This window comes from Streptomyces sp. NPDC001156 (assembly GCF_053598275.1).
In genome coordinates this window covers 122545-144020 of sequence record NZ_JBSFJX010000008.1, presented here as the reverse complement: position 1 = coordinate 144020, position 21476 = coordinate 122545, and the positions used below count along the sequence as shown (strand labels likewise).

Genomic DNA, 21476 nt, shown 5'->3' with positions numbered 1-21476 from the left:
GCCGCATCGCGGCGCCGGAGCCCGGTGGCGTTCCGGCCACCCACGGTCGGTGGGACCCTGGTCCTTGCCGCGTCCGTCACCGAGGCCGGGTCCCCGCCGGCGCGCACGTGCCGGCCGGACAAGAGGCCGCAGGGCGGCGCGCGGCCGCCGGCCGACAGCGCCGACAGGCAGCCGGTGTTCCGCCGTCCCAAGGACGCGCTACGGGCGGAGCAGGGCGAGGCCGAGGTCAGGCCGTACTGGATGACGGACCGCGATCTGCCGGTGTCCGTCAGCCTCTTGGCCCGTATTCCCTTGCGGACAGTCGCTGTCCGCAAGGGCTGGCAGACTCGTGGCCATGCTGGAGACCTCGGCACGACTGCTGCGCCTGCTGTCCCTGCTCCAGGCCCACCGTGAATGGTCCGGAGCCGATCTGGCCGAGCGCCTCGGCGTCAGCCCGCGCACCGTGCGCCGCGATGTGGACCGGCTGCGCGAACTCGGCTACCCCGTCAGCGCCAGCCCGGGCACCAGCGGCGGTTATCAGCTCGGCGCGGGGGCCGAACTGCCGCCGCTGCTCCTGGACGACGACGAGGCGGTCGCCGTGGCGGTCGGGCTGCGCACGGCCGCGGGACAGGGCATCGAGGGCATCGGCGAGACCTCCGTACGCGCCCTTGCCAAGCTCGAACAGGTCCTGCCGAGCCGGCTGCGCCGCCGTGTGAGCGCCCTCAACGCCTTCACCGTGCCGATGCTGCGCGGTCCCGGGCCGTCGGCGGTCGACCCGGCTGTGCTGACCGAAGTCGCCCATCTGTGCCGGGACGCGGAGCGGTTGCGCTTCGAGTACCGCGACCACCCCCGGTCCCGGACGGGCTCGGGCGGGGAGAACGCCCTCGGCGCCCTGACCCGCCGCACGGTCGAGCCGCACCGCCTGGTGTGCACCGAGCGCCGCTGGTATCTGGTCGCCTGGGATCTCGACCGCGACGACTGGCGCACGTTCCGCGTCGACCGCATGGTCCTCAAGCCGCCGCACGGACCCCGGTTCACACCGCGGACGCCACCGGCGGAGGACCTGGCCGAGTACGTCTCCAGGGGCGTCTCCACGCGCGCGTACGCCGCCCAGGCCGTCGTACGGCTGCTGGTGCCGCTGCACGAGGCGGCCGAGAGGATCTCGCCGTCGGCGGGCACCTTGGAGGCCGAGACCGAGGGCAGCTGTCTGCTGCGCACGGGAGCACCGAACCTCGACGTGTTGGTGATTCACGTGATGATGACGGGCCTCGAGTTCGAGGTGCTGGAGCCCGCCGAACTGACCGGGAGGCTCCGTGCCGCACGGGACCTGCTGTCCCGGGCCGTGGAACGGTCGTCGTAGCGCGAGGCGGGCCTGAGGCGGCCCGGCCGAGGTAGTGGATTCTGTGTGGAATCCGTGCACTTCTTATGCGGGATCAGATGCATGCCGACCGCCGAATGGGGAATGCAATCCGCTTGTTCGACCGGCACCGCGCATTCCGCGGTTATTCACACCCCTTCCGGCGATGGCGGAACAGTTCCGAATTACGTTCGAGGTGTTGTCCGTGGATGAGAACCCCTCGTACGTGTGACAGTCGCGTCGACGAAACGAGTGTCGTGGTTCTGTGACACAAGCGTGACAGGAGAGGGATGTGTGACAGAAGAGACGGCTGTGCACTTCCCCGGTGAGATCCCGCGGCCTACCGTGGCGGCATGGCACCGATTCACCCCCCTGGAGCCGAACCCGACGACATCCCCGAGACGTACGTCGGCCTGGCGGCCGACCATGCCGAGCGGCTGGCCCGTGAGCGCGGCTGGAGCACGGTCCGTTCGCTGCCGCCGGGGGCGATCATCACCATGGAGTACCGCGTCGGGCGGCTGAACTTCGAAGTCGTGGACGGCACGGTCAGGCGCTGCTGGAAAGGCTGACAAAGGGCCCCGAGGCCCGGCCCCGGTGACGCCCACGGCGAAGGCCCCGGCTCGATATGAGCCGGGGCCTTCGCCGTGCGGGGAGGTCGTGCGTACCGGTCCCCGCGTCGTAGTCGCTGGTCAGCTTCCCGTCAGGGGCCGGGCCGACGGGGTGCCGCGCGACACCCGGTCCGAGTTCGGCGGACGCCGGCTGCCCACCGGGGTCACCGGGGTGCGCTCGCCACGGCTCGTGTGCGGACCGGGGGCCATGTACACCGGCGCCTTGGCCGTCCGGGTGACCCCCACCGGTTCCCGGACCTGGGCCTCCTCGGTCGGCACGCGCGGGGCGACGAACGCCGGGCGGGCGGCGACCGGGGCCGGAGCGGGCACGGGGACGGCACGGCCGCTGCGCCGACGGTCCCGCAGGGCGAGGATGGCGATCTCCGCGCGGGCGATCAGCGGCTCGAACCAGGGCAGCGCCAGCAGGATCAGCAGACCCGCGGCCCAGCCGAGGAGCACGTCGCTCAGCCAGTGCGTCCCGAGGTAGACCGTGGTCATGCCGACGCCCAGGGAGGTCACCGCGGAGAGCGCGGACAGCCAGCGCCTGGCCCGCGGCGTGGAGGCCAGATACGCCAGAATCCCCCAGGTCACCACGGCGTTCGCGGTGTGGCCGGAGGGAAATATATCGCCGCCGCGCCACATCTCGTTGGACCCGATGACGGTCGCGTAGTGCGGTCCAAGGCGGCCCATCCCGTACTTGGCGGCGCCCACCGTGATGTTGAGCAGGAGCAGCGCGGCGCCCAGGGTGAGCAGCGGGCGCAGGGTGTGCTGCCGCCAGCAGCGCCAGCCCAGCCAGGCCGCGACCATCACCGCGGTGGGGCCGCGCTGGCCCAGCACCACGTAGTAGTCGAGGAAGGCGTGGATCTGCGGCCACTGCTGGTACGGCCGGAAAAACATGACCTGCCAGTCGAGCCGGACCAGCCATGAGGAGACGACGACGGCCCACACGATCGCCGTGTAGAAGGCCAGAGTTGCCGAGAAGAGAACCACTCGGTGCCGGCTCATCCTGGGCACGTCAATGTGAGCTGGTCGTTCCGGCTCACGGTCCAACCGGGCGAACACCCGGTCTGGACGCCTCAGCTTTCGTTCGATACGCACTCAATCGACGTTACAGCGAGTGAGCTCCACACCCACGCGAATCACCGGGGTTGTGATGACGATGTGATGTGGGATTCCTCTCAACAGCGGGTTTATTTCTATGGATTCCGCTATCGGGGTCACGCTCGGCCTTCAATTCCATTGATCGACAACGCCTCCGTTTTATGCCCCTTATCTATTCGTTCACCGAATGCTCGGCCGGACTTACCCTGCCGGTCACCGGTCGTCGCGAACGATCACGGCGGACCGGAGCCGTTGAGCCAGAACGCTCCGTAGAGGGCCGACGCCACCGCGACACCGCCGAGGACCGCCGCCGACCTCGGCGGTCGCACCCGGGCGAGACCTCGGGCGAGGGGGAGCAGCAACGGGAAGGCGGGCAGCAGGAGACGGGGTTTCGAGCCGAAGTAGCTCGACGCGCACAGGGCGAGCGCGGTGACGACCCCCGCGTACACGAGCAGCGGCAGCGGCTGGCCCTGCCGTACGCAGACCACGTACAGCCAGACGATCGCGGCGACGCCGATGATCAGCCCGATGCCCGCGAGGGCCGAGGGGAAGGAGGTGAAGGTGTTCGCGATGAAGCGGGCGAAGGCGTAGCCGCCGTCGAAGCCGTTGCGCCAGCCGGCCTGGACGTCCAGGTAGCCGAGCGGGCCCCGGCCGGTGCGGTGGCCGACCCACAGGACGTAGCCGGCGGCGCCGAGCGGGGCGAGAAGCATGCCGAGGGCCCGGCGAGGGAACGGTGGTCCGCCGGTCCGGCGCTCGCGCCCGTCCCGTATGTACGAGGCGATCGCCGCCGCCCACACGGCCGCGACGACGGCCGCCCCCACCGGCCGGGTCAGACCCGCCAGCGAGGCGAGCACGCCCGCCGTCACCCAGCGGTCCGTCAGGACCGCGTACAGCGCCCAGGCCGCGAGCGCCGTGAACAGGGACTCGCTGTATGCCATCGACTGCACGACACCGACCGGAAGCACTGCCCAGAGCAGGGCCGCGCAGACGCCGACCCGGCGACCGTACACATGGTCGGCGACGGCGAAGATCCCCCAGGCGGCCGCGAGCGAGGCGAGCGTCGAGACGAGCAGACCCGCGTCGGCGTACGACAGAGGGGTCACCGTTGCGCCGAGCTGCTCCAGCCAGGGCAGCAGCGGGAAGAACGCGAGGCTGGAGTGGACGTCGCCGTTCGGGAGTCGGACCTCGTAGCCGTAGCCGAGGGCGGCGACACGGGTGTACCAGAGGGAGTCCCAGCGTGCGGTGAGCAGGGTGTGCGGGCTCGCGCCGCGCGCCGCGCTCCACACCGCGAGCACGACCAGGCCCAGGGCGCGGACGGCCGCGTATCCCGCCAACGCGGGGGCGGCCCGGCGTACGGCGCCGGTGCGGGTCGGCGCCGGGCGCGTTCCAAGATCGGTCACGCGCTCGATTATCGGTGCATTACGGAACCGCAGACGCCATCGGCCGCGTGATGGACGCGGGGGAGGTGGCGCACGCCACACCCCTCCCGGGGAATCATGAGAGGTCCGCCACGCGACGCCCGCGGGAACTCGCGTACGCTGACGACTCGCTCGCTTCGTCGCGTGGCCCCGGGACCCCACTCCTCCCGGCCGCAGCCGCGGGGAGTCCCCACCCCGTCGATCCGCCGGAGCGAGGGACCATCTGGGAGGTACGTACATGTCCGGGACGACCACGGCCGCCGCTGGGCTGCGCCGTCGGGCGGCCGGGGCCGGTGCCAACCGCTGGGTCGTTCTCTTCGTCCTCTGCGTGAGTCTGCTGCTCGTGGCCGTCGACGCCACCGTGCTGCACGTCGCGATGCCGGCCGTCACGGAGGACCTCAAGCCCAGCGCCATAGAACTGCTCTGGATCGTAGACACCTATCCGCTGGTCTGCGCCTCGCTGTTGATCCTGTTCGGCACGCTGGGCGACCGGGTCGGCCGCAGACGGGTCCTGCTGCTCGGCTACGGCCTCTTCGGCATCGCCTCCGGTCTTGCCGCGCTCTCCCGGGACCCGCAGGTGCTGATCGCGGCGCGGGCGCTGCTCGGTGTGGGCGGCGCGATGATCATGCCCGCCACGCTGTCCATCCTCCGGCAGGTCTTCCCCGACCGCCGCGAGCGGGCGACCGCGATCGGTATCTGGAGCGCGGTGGCCGCGGTGGGGGCGGCGGTCGGGCCGCTGCTGGGCGGCTTCCTCCTCGAGCACTTCTGGTGGGGTTCGGTCTTCCTGATCAACATCCCGCTGATGCTGGTCAGCCTGCCGGTCGGGCGGCTCCTGCTGCCGGAGTCGACGGGCGACCGCGACGGTCCCTGGGACGTGGTCGGAGCGCTCATGGCCGCGGCCGGTCTGTTCGGACTGATCCTCGGCGTCAAGCGGCTCGGTGGCGGAGCGCCGCTGCTGAGCGCGTGGACGCTGCTGCCGCCGGTGGTGGGCGCGGTCCTGATGGTGGCCTTCGTACGGCGGCAGCGACGCCGTAGGCACCCCCTGGTGGATCTGCGGATGTTCGCGCGTCCGGCGTTCAGCACGTCGGTCGGCTGCATCGTGCTCGCGATGCTGGCCCTGGTTGGGCTCGAGCTGATCGCGGCCCAGTATCTGCAGCTGGTGCTGCACCTCTCGCCCCTGGCGACGGGGCTGAGGCTGCTTCCTTTGACGCTCGCGGCGATGGCGGCCGGCCTGGTCGGCTCGAAGGCGCTGCGCCGCTTCGGTCCGCGACGCATGGTCGCGTTCGGTTTCTGCCTCACGGCCGCGGCGGTGATCACGCTGACGGCGATGGGCGACCGGGACAACCCGTCCCTGCTGCTGTCCGGTTTCGTCCTGCTCGGCTTCGGCCTTGAGACGACGCTCTTCGGGGCGTACGAGTCGATGCTGAGCGAGGCGCCGCAGTCGCAGTCAGGCGGAGCGGCGGCGATCGGTGAGACCTCGTACCAGCTGGGCGCGGGCATAGGGATCGCGCTGCTCGGCAGTGTGATGAACGCGGCGTACGCGCCGGGCCTGTCCTCGGTGCCCGGGGTTCCGGCGTCGGCCTCCCGGGCCGCCGGTCAGTCGCTGGGGGAGGCGTACGAGGTGGCCGGCCGGCTGGGCGGGGCACGCGGCGCCGTCCTGCGGCACGCCGCGCGCGACTCCTTCGTCCACGGCCTGCATGTGACACTTCTGGTCAGCGCCGCGCTCTTGCTGTTGGGCGCGGTGATGGCACTGCGGCTGCCGAGGGTCATGAACTGTGAGGCGCCACCCGCGCCCGGCTCGGCCGCGGTGCCCGCACAGCGCGAGGCCGCGGACTCACGCGTCACCGCCTGACGGTGCCCGCGGACCGGACGGCGCCCGATACTGGACGTGCGGCCCGGCGCGACGTACGGTCGGGCCGTCCGGTTCGGTTAGCGCTGCTAGTTTTCAGTGTCACGGAGGCTGCTCCATGTCCGCGTCCTCGACGTTGCCGCCCTTCGACCCCACCGATCCGCTCGGGCTCGACGACCTGCTGGAGGCCGAGGACCTCGCCATCCGCGACACCGTGCGGACCTGGGCGGCCGAACGCGTACTGCCGTACGTGGCCGATTGGTACGAGACGGGGGAGCTGCCGGGGATCCGCGAACTCGCCAAGGAACTGGGCTCGCTCGGTGCGCTCGGCATGTCCCTGAGCGGGTACGGCTGCGCCGGGGCCAGTGCCGTGCAGTACGGGCTCGCCTGTCTGGAACTGGAGGCCGCCGACTCCGGTATCCGGTCCCTGGTCTCCGTCCAGGGCTCCCTCGCCATGTACGCGATCCACCGGTTCGGGAGCGAGGAGCAGAAGCAGGAATGGCTGCCGCGCATGGCGGCGGGCGAGGTCATCGGGTGCTTCGGGCTCACCGAACCCGACCACGGCTCCGACCCCGCCTCGATGCGCACCCACGCCAAGCGCGACGGCGGGGACTGGGTGCTCAACGGCCGCAAGATGTGGATCACCAACGGTTCCGTCGCCGGTGTCGCAGTGGTCTGGGCGCGCACCGACGAGGGGATCCGCGGGTTCGTCGTCCCGGCCGGCAGTCCCGGGTTCTCCGCCCCGGAGATCCGGCACAAGTGGTCCCTGCGGGCCTCCGTCACCAGCGAACTCGTCCTGGACGACGTGCGGCTGCCCTCCGACGCCGTACTGCCCGGTGTCGTCGGGCTCAAGGGGCCGCTCAGCTGTCTCTCGCACGCCCGGTACGGCATCGTGTGGGGTGCCATGGGCGCGGCCCGGTCGTGTTTCGAGTCCGCCGTCGGGTACGCGAAGAGCAGGGAGCAGTTCGGCAGGCCCATCGGCGGGTTCCAGCTGACCCAGGCGAAGCTCGCCGACATGGCGGTCGAACTGCACAAGGGGATTCTGCTCGCCCACCATCTGGGGCGGCGCATGGACGCGGGACGGCTCCGTCCCGAGCAGATCAGCTTCGGCAAGCTCAACAACGTGCGCGAGGCGATCGAGATCTGCCGTACCGCCCGCACGATCCTCGGCGCCAACGGGATCTCGCTCGAGTACCCGGTGATGCGGCACGCCACCAACCTGGAGTCGGTGCTCACCTACGAGGGCACCGTCGAGATGCACCAGCTCGTGCTGGGCAAGGCGCTCACCGGACTCGACGCCTTCCGGTGACCGTGCCCGAAGCGGGCAGGGCCGGTGAGCGGCCCTGCCTCAGCTCTGGTTGAAGAAGCCGTTGTTCTGCCGGCTCGCGGCGTCGCCGCTGACGATCTCCGTGTTCGCGGGGGTCAGCAGGAACACGCGGTTGGAGACACGGTCGATCGAGCCACGCAGGCCGAAGATCAGACCGGCTGCGAAGTCCACCACACGCTTGGCGTCAGGCGACTCCATGTTCGTCAAGTTCATGATGACCGGGACGCCGTCCCGGAAGAGTTCGCCGATGACGCGGGCGTCCCGGAAGCTGTCCGGGGTGACCGTGCCGATCCGGCGGCCCTTCTCCTCCGCCGACTCGGAGGCGACCTTCACGTGCGGGTCGGTCACCCAGGTGTCGCCGTGCTCCTGACCCTCGGCGTAGTCGTCTTCGTAGTAACGCTCGTCATCGTTGTCGTCGACGAGGCCCAGCCAGGCGCTCGCCTTGCGTACCGATCCCATGGACGCCTCCTCTCACAGCGGTCCTTCATGCTTTCCGCAACCCCATGGTCGTCCATGATGCGGATGCAGCGCCAAGTGGATAGACGGCGCGCGGGGGTTTCGTGACGGTACTGGTGCACGGCCAATACGTCGAGAGCCCGCGTACCCCAAGGGCTGTAAGAGATACGGCTGCTGACTGAGAGTGAAATATTATGTTCGTTGGCGTTCGGGTGACGGTCGGAGCGTACGGGTGAACGAAGGGGTCGTTACGATGCCGCAGCTCAACGTCGAACGAGCCACGGGGGAGTGTCGTGTTCGGAATAGTCCGGCCCTGCCGTCACCGGCTGAGTGAGGGCCTGAGAACCCAGTGGATGGCGCATCTGTGCGGGCTGTGCCTCGCGCTGCGCGGCGACCACGGTCAGCTCGCCAGAGTCGTCACGAACTACGACGGTCTGCTCGTCTCGGTTCTGACGGAGGCTCAGTCGGAGCGGACCACGGGGTGGCGGCGCACCGCGGGTCCTTGCCCGCTGCGTGGAATGCGCACGGCCTCCGTCGCCCAGGGTGAGGGGGCGCGACTCGCGGCGGCGGTCTCCCTGGTGCTCGCCTCCGCCAAGGTGCGCGACCACATCTCCGACGGTGACGGGCTGTTGGCGCGCAGGCCCGTGGCGGCCGCCGCGCGCCGGGTCGCCGCGAACTGGGGCAGGGCCGGCGCCCGTACCGGATCCGCGGTCGGGTTCGACACCGCCGTACTCGTCGACGCCGTGGACCGGCAGGCCGGCCTTGAGGCGCTCGCCGGGCCCGGCACGGCGATCCTGACCGTCACCGAACCGACCGAGACCGCCACCGCCGCCGCCTTCGCGCACACGGCGGTCCTGGCCGGACGTCCCGGCAACGCCGAGCCGCTCGCCGAGGCGGGCCTGCTCTTCGGACGGCTCGCCCACCTGCTGGACGCCGTCGAGGACAGGGTGGCCGACGCCGCGTCAGGTGCCTGGAACCCTCTGACGGCCACCGGTACCTCGCTGGAGGAGGCCCGTCTCCTCGCCGACGACGCACTGCACGGCATACGGCTCGCGCTGCGCGAAGTGACCTTCGCCGACAAACGCCTCGCGCACGTCCTGCTCGTCCACGAGCTGCGGAAGTCCGTGGACCGAGCCTTCGGTACGACCGCCTGCTCGCACGACGCGCCCCGGCTGTACGGGCCGCCGCCCTCGGGGCCGTACACGCCGAGCGGACCATACGCGCCCGGCGACCCCGGGGATCCGGGAGGCCCGCCGCCGGAGCCGCCCCGCCGCGACCGGCGCGGGCTCATCGCGGGCTGCGCGGTGTGGCTGGGGCTCGCCTGCACCTGCCAACTGTGCTGCGGGACGTACGAGGACCCCTGGAGCCGGGAGCGCAAGGAGGGGGCCTGCCAGGACTGCTGCGACGTGTGCGAGTGCTGCGGCAACTGCTGCGACGGCTGCGATGGTTGCGATTGCTGCGACTGCGGCTGCGACTGCTGAGGCGCTGCCGGTACGCACCCTGACGGGGCATTGTGCTGGGAAAGCCGTCCGTCGATTCCGGCGGCGAGCCTGGTGATCACCGAGTTCGCCGCACGCGGTCAGGGACAGGGGCCGCCGGCACGGTGAGGACACAGGTGAAGAAAGCCGTGGCGAGAGCGTGAGGACGCACGCATGGTCTGCGGTCTCCTGGGAGCAGAAGGCGGAACAGCGCGAAGGGGAAAGGCGAAGAGGGGAGGGGTAACGCGTGTGAAGGCGCGGGAGGAACGCGGAAGGGGCCCGGCAAAACCGGGGCGAGCAGGGGGTCGGCTCAACAGGAACAGGACCACACACGACCGAAGTCGATGTGGGAGCGAGTGACCAGCCGCTGCTGTCGATGCATGTGCCAAGTGGAACAGGCTTCCGTATCCACGTCAACCGACTTGAGACGCACAGCTCACAATATGGACAGCCTTGACAGCCATGGGAAACGCCCCCGTACTCTCGGTGGGCGGCCCTGCTGAGGGGCTCGGCCGCATGTCGCCTGTGTGAAGGCACCCCGTGTTCGACTCGACGCATCACGGAGCCTTCGCATGTCCTCCGACGCCCTCGTCCCACCGGCCGCGGCAGCCGAAGAAGCCGTACCCCCGCGTATCGTCCCCCGGCACCGTCCGGGCCAGTGGACCGCGGGCTCTCTCGTCCCTGCGGGAGTCCTCCGATGAGGCCTTCTCTCGTGATCGTGGGAGCCGGGCCCCGGGGGACCGGTCTGCTGGAACGAATCGCCGCCAACGCGCCTGAGCTGTATGCCGGTTCGGAGCTCGACGTGCACCTCGTGGACCCGTACCCCCCGGGCGGCGGACGCATCTGGCGCGAGGCGCAGTCACCGCTGCTGTGGATGAACTCGCACGCGGAGGACGTCACCATGTTCACCGACGAGACGGTGACCATGGAGGGCCCCGTGCGCGGGGGGCCGACGCTGCACGAGTGGGCGGGCGTCGAGGGGCGCGTCTTCGCCGACCGGCAGCGGCAGGGCGCGTACCTGCGCTGGGTGTACGAGCAGACGGTCGCCGCCCTGCCGCCCGGCATCCACGTCCACCACCACCCCCGTCTCGCCCTCCGGGTCGAGGGGCCGCGTGAGGGCCGCCAGTCGGTGTGGCTCCAGGGACGGCCCGAGCCGCTCCTCGCCGACCTCGTCGTTCTCACGCTGGGCCATCTCGACGCCGAACTCGACGAGGAGCAGCGCGCCCTGGCGTCGTACGCGCGCACGCACGGCCTGGTCCATCTGCCGCCCGACTTCACGGCCGACACCGAGCTGTCCTCGCTGAAGGCCGGTGAACCCGTCCTCGTCCGTGGCTTCGGACTCGCCTTCGTCGACCTCATGGTGCTGCTCACCGAGGGGCGCGGCGGACGGTACGAGGGCGACGTCTACGTCCCCTCGGGCCGAGAACCGGTCCTGTACGTCGGCTCCCGGCGCGGCGTGCCGTATCACTCCAAGATCGGCTACGACTGGACGGGCGAGCGGCCGCCGCTGCCGCGCTTCTTCGGTCCCGCCCAGGTCGACGCCCTGCTCGCGCGCCCGGGAGGCTTCGACTTCCGGCGGGACGTGTGGCCGCTGGTCGAGAAGGAACTGGGCTTCGCCCACTACCACCGGCTGTTCACGGCCCATCCCGAGCGCACCGCCGCCTGGACGGACTTCGAGGAGAAGTACGCCGTGGCCGACCCGGCGTCGCTGCCGGCGTTGGTCGCCGCCGCCGTCCCCGACCCGGCTGACCGGCTCGATCTCGCCGCGCTCGACCATCCGCTGGACGGAGTGCGCTACCGGTCCCACGAGGCGCTCCAGGACGGGCTGCGCGCCTATGTGGAGGCGGATCTGGCACGGCGGCACGACTCCGCGCACAGCCCCGACCTGGCCGTCTTTCTCGGACTGCTCTCCGTCTACGGGCAGTTGGTGCGGCTCGGCGACATCGGGTCCTGGTGGCACGGCTTCTTCAGCTATCTGGCGTCCGGGCCGCCCGGGCCCCGGCTGCGGCAGATGCTGGCGCTGTCCCGGGCCGGTGTGCTGAGGTTCCTCGGCGCCGGCATGACGGTCACCGCCGAGGATGGGGTGTTCCGGGCGGCGAGCGCCACCGTGCCCGGCGTGTCCGTCGAGGCCCGCGCGCTGGTCGAGGCGAGGCTGCCCCACCCCACGGTCGAGCGCACCCGGGACCGGCTGTTGCGGGAGCTGCACGTGGAGGGGGCCGCGGCCACCGCCGAGGGACTGCTCGCGGTGGACCCCGCCGACGGGCGTGTCCTGGACCGGTCCGGCCGCCCTCATCCACGGCGCTTCGCACTCGGCCCGCACACCGACGGCCGGGGCTCGGGCGCGTTCACCCGGCCCCGCACGGGCGGACCGGCTTTCCGGCAGAACGACGCGGCGGCACGGTCCGTGCTCGACTTCCTGCGCCGGCTGTCCCTTCGCACCGCGGCCTGACCGTGCCACCGGACGTCCGACGGGCCGTCATGGCGGCAGGCGGACGGCAGTGCTTCACCGGTACTGCCGGGCCCTCGCCGAGGAGGCGGGCGAGTTCGTCCGGACGGGCGCGGCCGATGGGTTCATCCTCATGCCCCGTCCGTCCCGGGCGGACGGGGCGAGTTCGCGGACCGGGTCGAGCCGTTGCTCCAGCAGCGCGGTCCGGTCCGCACGGAATACACGCGGGGCACGCTGCGCTCGCACCTCGGGCCTGCCGATCCCATATGGAAGGGTTGATCACATGACGACGGACGCATCCGACGAGTGGAAGCAGTGGCACGAGCACCGCACCGCCCAGGTGTCGGAGCCCTACGGGCCGCTCGCGCTGACCGGCACCTCCTGGCTGGAGGACTACCCGGAAGGGCGAATTCCGAACATTCCCGGCCAGTGGGCGGACGACGGTGACGCGGTGGTGCTGACGGCGGCCGAAGGCGACGGTCTGACCGTCGACGGGAAGCCGTTCACCGGCGAGGTCCGCCTCGACGCCGACCCGGGACCCGTGACCGCGGCCCGCGTCGCGGTAGGCGAGCGCCGTCTGGTCGTCCTCGTCCGCGAGGGTGTCAGGGGCGTTCGGGACTACGATCCCGCCGCGCCCGCCCGCCAGGCATTCAAGGGCATCGACGCCACGCCCTACGAGCCGCGCTGGTCGGTCGAGGGCCACTTCACCCCGTACGGCGAGGGCCGCACCGTACACGTCGAGAACGCCGACGGCCGGCATCGTGGCCTCTGCCTCGGCGGAGTGCTCGCCTTCACGCTCGACGGACAGGACCTCACGCTCCAGGTGTCGGTGCAGGGCGACGGCTCGCTGTGGGCCGTCTTCGCCGACACCACCAGCGGGGACAGCAGTTACCGCTTCCGGTTCCTGCGGCCGCCCGCGCCCGACGCCGACGGGTGTACGACGGTGGACTTCAACCGGGCTCTGCTGCCGCCGTGCGCTTTCGCGGACCACTTCATCTGCCCCTTCCCGCCGCCCGGCAACACGCTGGGCCTCGCGATCGAGGCGGGGGAGCGCACCTTGCTGTAGAAGTCCCTCAACGTATCTGGCTGGTCTCTAAGTTGAACGCTGCACGGCCGAAAGGCGCCCTTGCGTCGGTCGGTCGTGTGGCCGAATACTCCCCCACAGCGCTTGTCAGGAGCACGACTTGTCCGGAATCCGGGCAGGGCGCCCTTGGCTGCGCCTCACGGGCCCCAACCCCACGTGGACCCCCGACTTCCCTTGGAGGGAACGAAAAGTGAGGATCAAGCGCACCACCCCCACAAGCGGCATCGCGAGACGGACCCGGTTGATCGCCGTGGCCACCGGATTCGTGGCCGCTGCCGCGATCGCGGTCCCCAACGCGAACGCGAGCGACGTGCACACCTTCAGCGCCAACCAGCTCACCAAGGCGAGCGACTCGGTGCTCAACTCCGATGTCGCGGGCACCGCCTGGGCCGTCGACCCCGCGACGAACCGCGTCGTCGTCACCGTCGACAGCACGGTCTCCAAGGCCGAGATCGCGAAGATCAAGAAGACTGCCGGCAGCAACGCCGGTGCCCTCACCATCAAGCACACCCCGGGCAAGTTCAACAAGCTGATCTCCGGCGGCGACGCCATCTATGCGAGTAGCTGGCGCTGCTCGCTGGGCTTCAACGTCCAGGACTCCAGCGGGAACTACTACTTCCTCACCGCCGGTCACTGCACCGACGGCGCCGGCACCTGGTGGTCGAACTCCTCGCACACCACCACGCTCGGCACCACAGCCGGCTCCTCCTTCCCGGGCAACGACTACGGCATCGTGCGCTACACCAACAGCTCGGTGGCCAAGTCGGGCGCCGTGGGCAGCCAGGACATCACCAGCGCGGCCACGCCCTCGGTCGGCACCACCGTCTACCGCCGCGGCTCCACGACCGGGACGCACAGCGGCCGGGTCACCGCGCTCAACGCGACGGTCAACTACGGCAACGGCGAGATCGTCTACGGCCTCATCCAGACCACGGTCTGCGCCGAGCCCGGTGACTCAGGCGGCCCGCTGTACGGCGGCTCCACCGCCTACGGTCTGACCTCCGGCGGCAGCGGCAACTGCACCTCCGGTGGTACGACCTTCTTCCAGCCGGTCACCGAGGCGCTCAGCGCCTACGGGGTGCACGTCTACTGAGCCGGCCCCGGCATCCCGGTATCCGGGCACGGCCCGAGCCGGCAGCAGGTGGGCCCCCGCACGCAACTGGCGTGCGGGGGCTCGCCCTTGTCCGCACCGCGGAGTTACCGTCGAAGTACACGCGGTGAGTGCGGCGTGTTCCCCTCAACACGCCCACTTCGGACCCCAGGGGGCCGGCATGGTCGAGGAGCTGTTGACGGCAGGAGCGGCCCTTGTGTCCGTGGGCGCCGTCTATGCGATGGCGGCGGCCAGGGTCGTCAAACAGTACGAGCGGGGCGTGGTGTTCCGTCTCGGGCGGCTCAGGCCCGGGGTGCGGGAGCCCGGACTGACGATGGTCGTGCCCTTCGTCGACCGGCTCCAGAAGGTCAATCTGCAGATCGTGACGATGCCGGTGCCCGCGCAGGAGGGCATCACCCGGGACAACGTCACGGTGCGCGTGGATGCAGTGGTCTACTTCAAGGTGACCTCGCCCGCCGACGCGATCGTCCGCGTCGAGGACTACCGGTTCGCCGTCTCGCAGATGGCCCAGACCTCGCTGAGGTCCATCATCGGCAAGAGCGAGCTGGACGATCTGCTCTCCGATCGCGAAAAGCTCAACCAGGGGCTGGAGTTGATGATCGACAGCCCGGCCGTGGAGTGGGGCGTCACCATCGACCGGGTCGAGATCAAGGACGTGTCGCTGCCGGAGACGATGAAGCGGTCCATGGCCCGGCAGGCCGAGGCGGACCGTGAGCGGCGAGCCCGCGTCATCAACGCCGACGCGGAACTCCAGGCGTCCAGGAAGCTCTCTGAAGCGGCGCAGCAGATGGCCGCGACACCCGCGGCGCTGCAACTGCGGCTGTTGCAGACCGTGGTGGCCGTTGCCGCGGAGAAGAACTCCACGCTCGTCCTGCCCTTCCCGGTGGAGCTGCTGAGGTTCCTGGAGCGGGCGCAGCAGCCGGTGGCCGGAGCCCCCGGGCAGCAGGCCCCGGCGGTGCCGGCCCCGCAGACCCCGGCGCCCCCGACGGCAGAGCAATCGGTGCAGGAGCAACTCCCGTCTGTCGTCCCTCTCTCGGATCCGGACCCCGAAGGGTCGAAATCAAGACAGGATTAGACCTCGTGTGGGGCAGAGGGATAACCCTCCCGGAATGTTTGCAGCGGGAATCAATCCGGAGGGTGAAGCAGAAGTGGTCAGGGGTGGGGGGCGTACGGCCGTTGGCCTGCGCGCGTCCTGAAGTCGACCTTGTGTGCTCCCTGTGGGCCTCGGAATAGTGGGGCCATACGGTGGGTGCGGACGTGGCTCGTGTGCCGCGCCGCCTCCGTACCCGTTCGCCTTACGGTCGTGGCGGTCCCCACAATCTCCGCGGCCGACCCCCCACAGGAGGACGTGAGTTGAAGCACCGACGTATAACCCGGCGGCGGGCCGCCATGGCAGGCGGGGCCGTCGCCGCGCTGATCGCCGCGGGTGTCACCTTGCAGAATGCGAACGCGAGCGAGACCGGACAGGCCGAGGCGCCCCACACGCTCTCAGCCGTCGCGGCCGGAAAGCTCGCCTCGACGCTCGGTCAGGACCTGGGCACCGACGCGGCCGGAACGTATTACGACGCGAAGACGAAGCAGCTCGTCGTCAACGTGCTGGACGATGCGGCCGCGCGGACGGTCCAGGCGGCCGGCGCCCGGGCGAGAATCGTCCAGAACTCCCTGGCCGAACTGACGGGCGCCCGCACCACGCTCAAGAAGGACGCGACCATCCCCGGCACGTCCTGGGCGACCGACCCCACGACCAACACGGTCGTCGTCACCGCCGACAAGACCGTCTCCGGGACCGAGTGGGCCAAGCTCACCAAAGTGGTCGACGGGCTCGGGGCCAAGGCGGAGCTCAAGCGCTCCAAGGGGGAGTTCAAGCCCTTCATCGCGGGCGGCGACGCCATCACCGGCTCCGGCGGGCGCTGCTCGCTCGGCTTCAACGTGGTCAAGGACGGTCAGCCGTACTTCCTCACCGCCGGGCACTGCACCCAGGCGATCTCCAGCTGGTCGGACTCCAGCGGTCAGGTGATCGGCCAGAACGAGCAGTCCAGCTTCCCGGGCAACGACTTCGGTCTGGTGAAGTACACCGCGCAGGTCGACCACCCGAGCGCGGTCGACCTCTACGACGGCTCCACGCAGACGATCACCAAGGCGGGCGAAGCGACCGTCGGTGAGAAGGTGAGCCGCAGCGGTTCGACGACCCATGTGCACTCCGGCACGGTCACCGGCCTGGACGCCACCGTGAACTACTCGGAGGGCACGGTCAGCGGCCTCATCCAGACGGACGTCTGCGCCGAGCCCGGTGACAGCGGCGGCTCGCTCTTCGACGGCGACACCGCGATCGGCCTCACCTCCGGCGGCAGCGGCGACTGCAGCGCGGGCGGCGAGACCTTCTTCCAGCCGGTCGCCGAGGCGCTCTCGGCGGTCGGCGCCCAGATCGGCTGATCCTCCCGCCGTCGGCGCAGTCCCGCCCCCGCACTCATGGGGGCGGGACTCCCTTTTATCCCGAGACTCCCGTATGCGCGCTTGTGTCCGGGACTCCCGCGTGCGCTCCGGCGGGCGGCCTCTCCGACGGTCCCCGCCGCACGGTCCAGGTGCCCGCAGTCGTGTCGCGTCACCGTGTCCGCGCAGACCGGACACGCTCGACGGATGTCGCACAAGAGTTCGAAAATTGGTCTATGGTGGGGGTGAGGGAGATGGGGAACTGGCGTTCGAGAGCCGTGTGCGGAACTCACGGGTACGGGAGGTGCGTGTGCCGGGTTTCACGCATCTGCACACCGCCTCCGGGTTCTCCCTGCGCTACGGCGCCTCGCACCCGGAGCGGCTGGCCGAGCGCGCCGGTGAGCTGGGCATGGACGCCCTCGCGCTCACCGACCGGGACACCGTCGCGGGCGCGGTCCGGTTCACCAAGGCGTGCGCGGCGGCGGGCGTCCGGCCGCTGTTCGGGGTGGAGCTTGCGGTGGGGGAGCCCGGGTCCGTACGGCGGACGGGGGGCACCCCTGCTCCTGAGGGTCCCCCCGATCGAGCGAGGCCGGGAGTGGGGGACGAGTCGAGAGCTTGGGAGAGACGCCGTACTCCCGTGCGCGGGGGTGCCTTTATCGATGAGTCGACACCGCGTGCGGTCTTCCTCGCCCGCGACGGCGCCCGCGGCTGGGCCGATCTGTGCCGGCTGATCACCGCCGTCCATTCCCCCAGGCTCTCGGCTTCTCCCTCATCCGAGGGCACCCCGTTGCTGCCCTGGGCCGACAACCACGGCGATGGTCTGACCGTCCTGCTCGGCCCCGCCTCCGACGTGGGCCGCGCCCTCGCGGCGGGACGGCCGGACCGTGCGGCCAGGCTGCTGGCGCCCTGGCGCGAGGTCTACGGTGACGCTCTGCGTCTGGAGGTCGTCTGGCACGGCCGCACCGGCACCGGACCCGGCTCGCTGCGCCTGGCCGCCCGCACCCTCGGCCTCGCCGTCGAGCAGGGCATCCGTCCCGTGCTCAGCAACGCCGTGCGGTACGCCGATCCGGGCCTCGGCCCGGTCGCCGACGTCCTGGACGCCGCCCGCCGTCTCGTCCCCGTCGACCCCACCAAGGAACTGGACTCGGGAGAGGCCTGGCTCAAGGACGCACCGGCCATGCTCACGGTCGCCGAGCGGATCGTCGAGGCCGCGGGCTACCGCCGTGACACCGCCCACCGCCTGCTGGAGCAGACCCGGGACACCGCCGCCGAGTGTCTGGTCGACCCCGAGGACGACCTCGGCATCGGCACGGTCCACTTCCCCGAGCCGTACCTGGTGGGCGCCGGCCACCGCACCGCCCAGCGCGCGCTCGCCTCCCGGGCGGCCGCGGGCATGGTGCTGCGCGGCTACGACACCAGGCGCGCCTACTGGGAGCGAATGCACGACGAACTGGACATCATCGCCCACCACGGGTTCGCGTCCTACTTCCTCACGGTCGCCCAAGTCGTGGACGACGTACGGAAGATGGGCATCCGGGTTGCCGCGCGCGGCTCCGGCGCGGGCTCCCTCGTCAACCACCTCCTCGGTATCGCGCACGCCGACCCCGTCGAGCACGGCCTGCTGATGGAGCGCTTCCTGTCCAAGCGCCGGCTGGCCCTGCCCGACATCGACATCGACGTGGAGTCCGCGCGCCGGCTCGAGGTCTACCGCGCGATCATCGGCCGGTTCGGCACCGAGCGGGTCGCGACGGTCGCGATGCCGGAGACCTACCGTGTCCGCCACGCGATCCGCGACGTGGGCGCGGCCCTGTCCATGGACCCGGCCGACATCGACCGCATCGCCAAGTCCTTCCCGCACATCCGCGCCCGTGACGCCCGTGCGGCCCTGGACGAACTGCCCGAACTCAAGTCACTGGCCGCGGAACGGGGGAGCTACGGAAACTTCTGGGAACTGGTCGAGGCCCTGGACGCCCTCCCGCGCGGCGTCGCCATGCACCCGTGTGGCGTGCTGCTCTCCGACGCCTCCCTTCTCTCCCGTACACCGGTCATGCCGACCAGCGGCGAGGGCTTCCCCATGTCGCAGTTCGACAAGGACGACGTCGAGGAACTCGGGCTGCTCAAGCTCGACGTGCTCGGCGTGCGGATGCAGTCCGCGATGGCGCACGCGGTCGCGGAGGTGGAGCGGACGGCGGGAGAGCGGCTCGACCTGGACTCCCTGCCGCCGGGCGACCCGGCGACGTACGGTCTCATCCGCTCCACCGAGACGCTGGGCTGCTTCCAGATCGAGTCACCGGGTCAGCGGGACCTGGTGGGCCGGCTCCAGCCGGCCGACTTCCACGATCTCGTCGTGGACATCTCCCTGTTCCGGCCCGGTCCGGTGGCGGCCGACATGGTCCGGCCGTTCATCGAGGCGCGGCACGGACGGGCGCCCATCCGCTATCCGCACCGGGACCTGGAGGAGCCGCTGAAGGAGACGTACGGCGTCGTCGTCTTCCACGAGCAGATCATCCACATCCTGGACATCGTGACCGGCTGCGGGCGCGACGAGGCGGACCGAGTGCGGCGCGGGCTGTCCGACGCGGAGTCGCAGGGGCGGATCCGGGTCTGGTTCGCCCAGCGGGCGGCGGCGAACGGATATGACACAGAAACGATTCGGCGTACCTGGGAGATCGTCGAGGCCTTCGGATCCTACGGCTTCTGCAAGGCGCACGCGGTCGCCTTCGCCGTCCCTACGTACCAGTCGGCGTGGCTGAAGGCCCATCACCCGGCCGCCTTCTATGCCGGGCTGCTCACCCACGACCCCGGGATGTATCCCCAGCGGCTGCTGCTGGCGGACGCGCGGCGCCGGGGGGTGCCGATCCTGCCGCTGGACGTGAACAAGTCGGGGTCGGCACATCGGATCGAACTGGTGTCTGAATCCGCGGGATCCACCGGGCGCTGGGGGCTCCGTCTCGCCCTCTCCGACGTGCACGGCATCAGCGAGGCCGAGGCGAAGCGGATCGAGGCCGGACAGCCGTACGCCTCGCTGCTCGACTTCTGGGAGCGGGCCCGGCCGAGCCGTCCCGTCGCCCAGCGGCTCGCCCAGGTCGGCGCGCTGGACGCGTTCGGCGCCAACCGCCGCGACCTCCAGTTGCACCTGACCGAGCTGCACCGGGGCGCCCGGAGCGGAGGCGGCGGCCAACTCCCCCTGGCGGGCGGGCGGAAGACGGCCTCGGCCGGGCTCCCCGACCTCTCCGCGGCCGAGCGGCTCAGCGCCGAACTCGGCGTGCTCTCCATGGACGTCTCACGCAATCTGATGGACGACCACCGTGCGTTCCTCGACGAACTGGGCGTGGTCCCGGCACACCGGCTGCGCTCGGCGCGGCACGGTGAGACGGTACTGGTCGCGGGCGCCAAGGCTGCCACCCAGACCCCGCCCATCCGCTCCGGAAAGCGGGTCATCTTCAGCACGCTGGACGACGGCACGGGTCTGGTCGACCTCGCCTTCTTCGACGACTCCCACGACGCCTGTGCCCACACCGTCTTCCACTCCTGGCTGCTGCTGGTGCGCGGAGTGGTGCAGAGGCGCGGACCGCGCAGCCTCAGCGTGGTGGGCTCCGCCGCCTGGAACCTCGCCGAACTGGCCGAACTGCGTGCCGAGGGCGGCCTCGACGTGGTGGCGGAGCGACTGGCCGAGCCCGCGCCGAGGCAGCCGGACGACGACGGCGACGGTGACGGTGACGCGGCGAAGGGCCGCCGCATCCGGATGTCCACGGGGTACGAGATGAACCCCTGGGCCGATCTGCGTCCCGCGGGCGAAGGCCCGGCGGGTGGAAAGAAGTTGTGGCACCAGAGTCCGGGGAGTGCGGGATGACCATCCTTTGCGTACGTTTCCAGCTGCCTGTGATGTACGAGGCGGCGCTGCCGGGGCTGCTCGGACTCCTCGAGGAGTTCACCCCCGTCGTCGAGGCACTGCCGCCCGACGGGGCGCTGGCCGATCTGCGTGGCGCCCAGCGCTACTTCGGACGGGACGCCGCCGAACTGGCCACGCTGATCCGGGTACGGGCCCTCGCGCACCACGGGGTCGACTGCGCGATCGGCGCCGGGCCCGGGCCGATGCTGGCCCGTATGGCCCTGCGGGAGGCGGCGCCCGGGACGGTCCGCGTGGTCCCCGGGGAGCCGGACGCCGTCACCGCGTTCCTGGCCCCTCTGCCGGTCCGGGCCCTGCCCGGGGTCGGCGGCGTCACCGCCCGCACCCTGGGCGAGTACGGGCTCGACACCGTCGGCAAGCTCGCCGCCGCGCCCCTCTCGGCGGTGCAGCGGCTCGTCGGCGCCCGGGCCGGACGCGAACTGCACGAGAAGGCGAACGGTGTCGACCGCGGCCGGGTCGTACCCAACGCCGTCTCGCGCTCGCTCGCCATCGAACGGTCCTTCGAGCGCGACGAACTGGACTCGGTCCGGCACCGGCGCGCCCTGCTGTCCGCCACCGGGGAACTGGGCACCCGGCTGCGCAACCTCGAGCGGGTGTGCCGCACGCTCACCCTCACCGTGCGCTACGCCGACCGCTCCGCGACGACCCGCAGCCGTACCCTCGCCGAGCCGACCGCGCACTCGGCGGCGCTCACCGCCGAGGCGTACCGCATGTACGGGGCGCTCGGGCTGCAGCGTGCCCGGGTGCGGGTGTTCGCCCTGCGCGCAGAGGGACTGACCCCCGCCGAGCAGACGGCCCATCAGCTCACCTTCGACCCCGTGGACGAGAAGGTCCGCCGGATCGAGGAGGTCGCGGACCGCGCGCGAGCCAGGTTCGGGCCGCGCGCGGTGATGCCGGGGGCGCTGGCCGCCTAGCTGTTCCG

At 71.2% G+C, this 21476-nt stretch carries 15 protein-coding genes; 12 read left to right on the top strand and 3 right to left on the bottom strand.

All coding sequences use genetic code 11. The features are described from left to right. Nucleotides 1-334: 334 nt before the first annotated feature. On the top strand, nt 335-1339 hold the full coding sequence (locus tag ACWDA7_RS07185) for a helix-turn-helix transcriptional regulator (protein ID WP_450603180.1): 1005 nt from the start codon (nt 335-337) through the stop codon (nt 1337-1339). Between the two features lie 350 nt (nt 1340-1689). Then, a complete protein-coding gene (locus ACWDA7_RS07180; protein ID WP_450603178.1) occupies nt 1690-1905 on the top strand; it encodes an I78 family peptidase inhibitor in 216 nt (71 codons plus the stop codon). Between the two features lie 120 nt (nt 1906-2025). Here ACWDA7_RS07180 and ACWDA7_RS07175 read toward each other — a convergent pair whose 3' ends face one another. Further along, nucleotides 2026-3042 (bottom strand): phosphatase PAP2 family protein, encoded by a 1017-nt coding sequence (locus ACWDA7_RS07175; RefSeq protein ID WP_450603177.1) that lies wholly within the window; start codon nt 3040-3042, stop codon nt 2026-2028. 236 nt (nt 3043-3278) lie between these two features. Then, nucleotides 3279-4445 carry a glycosyltransferase family 39 protein gene (locus ACWDA7_RS07170; RefSeq protein ID WP_450603176.1) on the bottom strand — a complete coding sequence of 389 codons (1167 nt, stop codon included), beginning with the start codon at nt 4443-4445 and terminating at the stop codon, nt 3279-3281. 256 nt (nt 4446-4701) lie between these two features. Between ACWDA7_RS07170 and ACWDA7_RS07165 the strand changes: the two genes are divergently transcribed. Together ACWDA7_RS07165 and ACWDA7_RS07160 are read left to right on the top strand one after the other, a co-directional pair. After that, nucleotides 4702-6315: an MFS transporter gene (locus tag ACWDA7_RS07165; RefSeq protein WP_450603175.1), complete on the top strand. Its 1614-nt coding sequence runs from the start codon at nt 4702-4704 to the stop codon at nt 6313-6315. A gap of 115 nt (nt 6316-6430) precedes the next feature. After that, on the top strand, nt 6431-7621 hold the full coding sequence (locus ACWDA7_RS07160; protein ID WP_450603174.1) for an acyl-CoA dehydrogenase family protein: 1191 nt from the start codon (nt 6431-6433) through the stop codon (nt 7619-7621). A 39-nt stretch (nt 7622-7660) separates the two neighbouring features. On the opposite strand, the gene ACWDA7_RS07155 is transcribed toward ACWDA7_RS07160, so the two are convergent. Further along, complete coding sequence (locus ACWDA7_RS07155; protein ID WP_359391662.1) at nt 7661-8098, bottom strand: cell division protein SepF; 438 nt, start codon at nt 8096-8098, stop codon at nt 7661-7663. A gap of 290 nt (nt 8099-8388) precedes the next feature. On the opposite strand from ACWDA7_RS07155, the gene ACWDA7_RS07150 reads away from it, so the two are divergent. From ACWDA7_RS07150 to ACWDA7_RS07115, 8 genes are all read left to right on the top strand, one after another. After that, complete coding sequence (locus ACWDA7_RS07150) at nt 8389-9576, top strand: DUF5685 family protein (protein ID WP_450603173.1); 1188 nt, start codon at nt 8389-8391, stop codon at nt 9574-9576. A 694-nt stretch (nt 9577-10270) separates the two neighbouring features. Then, on the top strand, nt 10271-12022 hold the full coding sequence (locus tag ACWDA7_RS07145) for an FAD/NAD(P)-binding protein (RefSeq protein WP_450603172.1): 1752 nt from the start codon (nt 10271-10273) through the stop codon (nt 12020-12022). 280 nt (nt 12023-12302) lie between these two features. Beyond that, complete coding sequence (locus tag ACWDA7_RS07140; protein ID WP_450603171.1) at nt 12303-13085, top strand: DUF1684 domain-containing protein; 783 nt, start codon at nt 12303-12305, stop codon at nt 13083-13085. 208 nt (nt 13086-13293) lie between these two features. Next, on the top strand, nt 13294-14196 hold the full coding sequence (locus ACWDA7_RS07135; protein WP_450603170.1) for a S1 family peptidase: 903 nt from the start codon (nt 13294-13296) through the stop codon (nt 14194-14196). Between the two features lie 178 nt (nt 14197-14374). Next, nucleotides 14375-15289: a slipin family protein gene (locus ACWDA7_RS07130; RefSeq protein WP_450603169.1), complete on the top strand. Its 915-nt coding sequence runs from the start codon at nt 14375-14377 to the stop codon at nt 15287-15289. Nucleotides 15290-15567: 278 nt separating this feature from the next. Further along, nucleotides 15568-16647, top strand: a complete 1080-nt coding sequence (locus tag ACWDA7_RS07125) for a S1 family peptidase (protein WP_450603167.1) — start codon at nt 15568-15570, stop codon at nt 16645-16647. A 307-nt stretch (nt 16648-16954) separates the two neighbouring features. Beyond that, complete coding sequence (locus ACWDA7_RS07120) at nt 16955-20497, top strand: DNA polymerase III subunit alpha (RefSeq protein ID WP_450603166.1); 3543 nt, start codon at nt 16955-16957, stop codon at nt 20495-20497. Continuing rightward, a complete protein-coding gene (locus ACWDA7_RS07115) occupies nt 20494-21468 on the top strand; it encodes a DNA polymerase Y family protein (RefSeq protein ID WP_450603165.1) in 975 nt (324 codons plus the stop codon). Before ACWDA7_RS07120 ends, ACWDA7_RS07115 begins: the two co-directional genes overlap by 4 nt. The last annotated feature ends 8 nt before the right edge of the window (nt 21469-21476 follow it).

What these genes read in the sequence shown, in the direction of transcription:
- ACWDA7_RS07185 (WP_450603180.1), top strand. Translation starts at nt 335, where the DNA reads ATGCTGGAGACCTCGGCACGACTGCTGCGCCTGCTGTCCCTGCTCCAG.
- ACWDA7_RS07180 (WP_450603178.1), top strand. Translation starts at nt 1,690, where the DNA reads ATGGCACCGATTCACCCCCCTGGAGCCGAACCCGACGACATCCCCGAG.
- ACWDA7_RS07165 (WP_450603175.1), top strand. Translation starts at nt 4,702, where the DNA reads ATGTCCGGGACGACCACGGCCGCCGCTGGGCTGCGCCGTCGGGCGGCC.
- ACWDA7_RS07160 (WP_450603174.1), top strand. Translation starts at nt 6,431, where the DNA reads ATGTCCGCGTCCTCGACGTTGCCGCCCTTCGACCCCACCGATCCGCTC.
- ACWDA7_RS07155 (WP_359391662.1), bottom strand. Translation starts at nt 8,098, where the DNA reads ATGGGATCGGTACGCAAGGCGAGCGCCTGGCTGGGCCTCGTCGACGAC.
- ACWDA7_RS07145 (WP_450603172.1), top strand. Translation starts at nt 10,271, where the DNA reads ATGAGGCCTTCTCTCGTGATCGTGGGAGCCGGGCCCCGGGGGACCGGT.
- ACWDA7_RS07140 (WP_450603171.1), top strand. Translation starts at nt 12,303, where the DNA reads ATGACGACGGACGCATCCGACGAGTGGAAGCAGTGGCACGAGCACCGC.
- ACWDA7_RS07130 (WP_450603169.1), top strand. Translation starts at nt 14,375, where the DNA reads ATGGTCGAGGAGCTGTTGACGGCAGGAGCGGCCCTTGTGTCCGTGGGC.
- ACWDA7_RS07115 (WP_450603165.1), top strand. Translation starts at nt 20,494, where the DNA reads ATGACCATCCTTTGCGTACGTTTCCAGCTGCCTGTGATGTACGAGGCG.